At 62.9% G+C, this 3,311-nt stretch carries 3 protein-coding genes and 1 pseudogene; 1 reads left to right on the forward strand and 3 read right to left on the reverse strand.

The window, feature by feature from the left end:
• A partial coding sequence (locus HLUSI_RS0107630) for a Na+/H+ antiporter (RefSeq protein WP_016833408.1) occupies window positions 1–1,593 on the reverse strand: 1,593 nt, incomplete at its 3' end.
• Window positions 1,594–1,750: 157 nt separating this feature from the next.
• On the opposite strand from HLUSI_RS0107630, the gene HLUSI_RS0107635 reads away from it, so the two are divergent.
• Window positions 1,751–2,740 carry an aldo/keto reductase gene (locus HLUSI_RS0107635; protein ID WP_016833409.1) on the forward strand — a complete coding sequence of 330 codons (990 nt, stop codon included), beginning with the start codon at window positions 1,751–1,753 and terminating at the stop codon, window positions 2,738–2,740.
• A 9-nt stretch (window positions 2,741–2,749) separates the two neighbouring features.
• Here the strand turns inward: HLUSI_RS0107635 and HLUSI_RS33975 are convergent, their stop codons facing one another.
• Window positions 2,750–3,043 carry an MATE family efflux transporter gene (locus HLUSI_RS33975; protein ID WP_016833410.1) on the reverse strand — a complete coding sequence of 98 codons (294 nt, stop codon included), beginning with the start codon at window positions 3,041–3,043 and terminating at the stop codon, window positions 2,750–2,752.
• 10 nt (window positions 3,044–3,053) lie between these two features.
• Window positions 3,054–3,311 (reverse strand): annotated as a pseudogene (locus tag HLUSI_RS33980) (MATE family efflux transporter); the annotation flags it as partial.

The following is a 3,311-nucleotide window of genomic DNA, read 5'->3' on the forward strand; positions in this document are numbered from 1 at the left end:
GTTGATCTGCTGCTCGGCGCGCAGGTGATGGACTTCACGGCGTTCGGCCCGGATCGCTTCGAGTCGCAGTTCGCGTTCGAAATGCTTGGCGCGATTGGCGGTGCGGTGGGTTTCTTCGGTACCGCTTTCGGCGTCCATGCGCATGCGATAAGTCGCCAGCAGGCTGCCGCTGACTTCGGTGAGGAGCGCCAGGTCTTCCTGATCCATGTCGGCGCCAAGTCGCTCCTGCGCTTCTTCGATGCTGCGCACCGCCGCTTCCGAGACGCGCAGGCGCGCCATGGTTTCTTCCGTACGGCGGCGTTCGTTGTCGGCGTCGAGCTTGAGACCAGTGAGCAACCACGGCAGTAAAAAGCTGCCGCCCAGCAGGGAACACACGATCACTCCCGTCGCCAGGAAGATCAGCAGGTCGCGCGCCGGGAAGGCATGGCCATTCGGCATCAGCAGCGGAATCGACATCACGCCGGCCAGCGTGATCGCGCCGCGCACACCGGCCAACGCGGTGATGCTGATCAGGCGCACATCGAAATAGCGTTGTCTGGCGCGCTGGCCGCGCACCGCATTGGAGAAGCGCCGCAGGCGCAGGTTGAACCAGACCCAGACGAAACGCAACGTGATCAGCGCTACCGTGATCGCGACGATGTAGGCGAACAGATGCCACACCGGCACGTTGCCGGCGACCTGGGCGTCGAGATGCGCGAGGCTGACAATGCCCGGCAATTGCAGGCCCAGCAGGATGAAGGACATGCCGTTGAAGACGAAGTCCAGCATCGTCAGCATGCTCTGGCTCTGCATGCGCGTGGCGGCCGATTCGGCGCCGGCGGTGTCGATGTAAGGCATCAGCATGCCGGCGGCGACCGCAGACAGGATGCCGGACAGGCCGAAGTGTTCGGCGAAGATATAGGCCGAAAACGGAATCAGCAACAGCAACACGACCTGGATGCCGGGTTCGTCGCCGCTCCACTCGATGATCTTGCGGCGGATCAGGCCGAACCCCCAGGCCACGATCAAACCGACCGCGATGCCGCCGATGGCGATCAGCGTGAAGCTGATGCCGGCGTCGAGCAGCGAGAAGGTGCCCGACAGCACCGCGATGATGGCGAACTTGAACGCCACCAGGCCGGACGCGTCGTTCATCAGCGCTTCGCCTTCGAGCACGTGCTGCATGGTGGACGGCAGTCGGCGTTTGCCGATGATGGACGACACCGCGACGGCGTCGGTCGGCGACAGCACCGCCGCCAGCGCAAATGCCGACGGCAGCGCGATGGCCGGAATCATCCAGTGGATGAAGTAGCCGACCCCGACCACGGTGAACAGCACCAGGCCGAGCGCCAGCGCCAGGATAGGTTGCGCCAGCCGGAAGAACTCGCGCTTGGGCATGCGCCAGCCATCGGTAAACAGCAGCGGCGGGATGAACAGCAGCAGGAACAGTTCAGGGTCGAAGCTGATGCGCAGGCCGAACAGCGGCAGCGCCAGCACGGCGCCAAGGCCGATCTGGAACAGCGGCAGCGGGATCTTGAAGGGGACAAGGCGCGCGGCTACGCCGGAAACGGCGACGGCCAACAGCAGGATCAGAACGGTGAAGACAATTTCCATCGGAACGAAAGCAGAAGATTGGGGCAGGGACAGAAGTGGAGCTCCCGACTAAAAATCAGGACCTGACGAGTCGTAAGTATAGAGCCTGCGCGGGTCCCGGCAGAAAAAGCGGATCAGGCATAAAATCATTGCTCCTCGGCGACATGGAGTACATGCAATGGGTACGACTGATGCAACTGATAAAAACGGCAATCAACTGGAATATCGCAAGCTCGGGAATTCCGCCATTGAAGTTGCGCCGCTGGCGTTCGGCGGCAACGTGTTCGGCTGGACCGCCGATGAAGCGACGTCGTTCTCCCTGCTCGACAAATTCGTCGACGCCGGCCTCAACCTGGTCGACACCGCCGACGTTTATTCACGCTGGGCCAGCGGCAACAAGGGCGGTGAATCCGAAACCATCATCGGCAAATGGATCAGGCAAGGCGGCCGGCGCGACAAGCTGGTCATCGCCACCAAGGTCGGCATGGACATGGGCGACGGCAAGGTCGGCTTGTCGCCGGCCTACATCAGGCGCGCGGTGGAAGACTCGCTGACGCGCCTGCAAACCGATTACATCGATCTCTACCAGTCGCACACCGACGACAAGAACACGCCGCAGGAAGAAACCCTGCACACCTACGGCGAACTGGTCCAGCAAGGCAAGGTGCGTCTGATCGGCGCATCCAACTTCGGCGCCGGCCGGCTGGAAGAAGCGCGCAAGCTCAGCCGTGAACATGGCTACCCGCTGTACCAGACGCTGCAACCGGAATACAACCTATATTCGCGCGCCGACTTTGAAAACAATCTTGAGCAGTACTGCCTCAAGGAGAAAATCGGCGTCATCAATTATTACTCGCTGGCCAGCGGTTTCCTCAGCGGCAAATACCGCTCCGAGAAAGACCTCGGCAAGAGCACCCGCGGCGGCAAGACGCAAAGCTACCTGAATCCGCGCGGCCTGCGCATCCTCGATGCGCTGGACGCCGTCGCTGAACGCTACGGCAGCACGCCCGCGGCCGTGGCATTGGCATGGCTGATTGCACGTCCCAGCATCACCGCGCCGATCGCCAGCGCCACCACGCTGGAGCAGATGGATGCGCTGATCGCGGCAACGCGCCTGTCGCTGGACGCGGCCGCCATCGCCCGGCTGGACCAGGCCAGCGCTCCTTGAGCTAAATCCTTAAGCTAAACCTTGTCGTCGACAGCGGCCATGGCGGGCGTGGCCATGCCGGTGTCGGGCGCCCAGCACGATCAGCACCACGCTGCCGAGCGGGAAGCTCCACCAGATCGCCTCCGCGCCATATGTCGGGATCAGCCATGTCGCAAACGGCAGGCGCACCAGCCAGATCGCGATGAACAGCATCACCAGCGGCGCCATCACTGCGCCGGTTGAGCGCACCACGCCGAACAACACCATCGTCACGCCGAACAGCACGAAGGACCAGGCCACGATATTGTTGATGTGGCGCGCCAACCCCAAAAACCGCCAGCACGATCAGCACCACGCTGCCGAGCGGGAAGCTCCACCAGATCGCCTCCGCGCCATATGTCGGGATCAGCCATGTCGCAAACGGCAGGCGCACCAGCCAGATCGCGATGAACAGCATCACCAGCGGCGCCATCACTGCGCCGGTTGAGCGCACCACGCCGAACAACACCATCGTCACGCCGAACAGCACGAAGGACCAGGCCACGATATTGTTGATGTGGCGCGCCATGGCTTCGCCTTCATGCGGCAGGAA

Origin of the sequence: Herbaspirillum lusitanum P6-12, assembly GCF_000256565.1 — a bacterium.
Taxonomy (GTDB): domain Bacteria; phylum Pseudomonadota; class Gammaproteobacteria; order Burkholderiales; family Burkholderiaceae_D; genus Herbaspirillum; species Herbaspirillum lusitanum.

Excerpts from the sequence above, each read along its gene's own strand:
- HLUSI_RS0107635 (WP_016833409.1), top strand. The coding sequence starts at position 1,751 with ATGGGTACGACTGATGCAACTGATAAAAACGGCAATCAACTGGAATAT.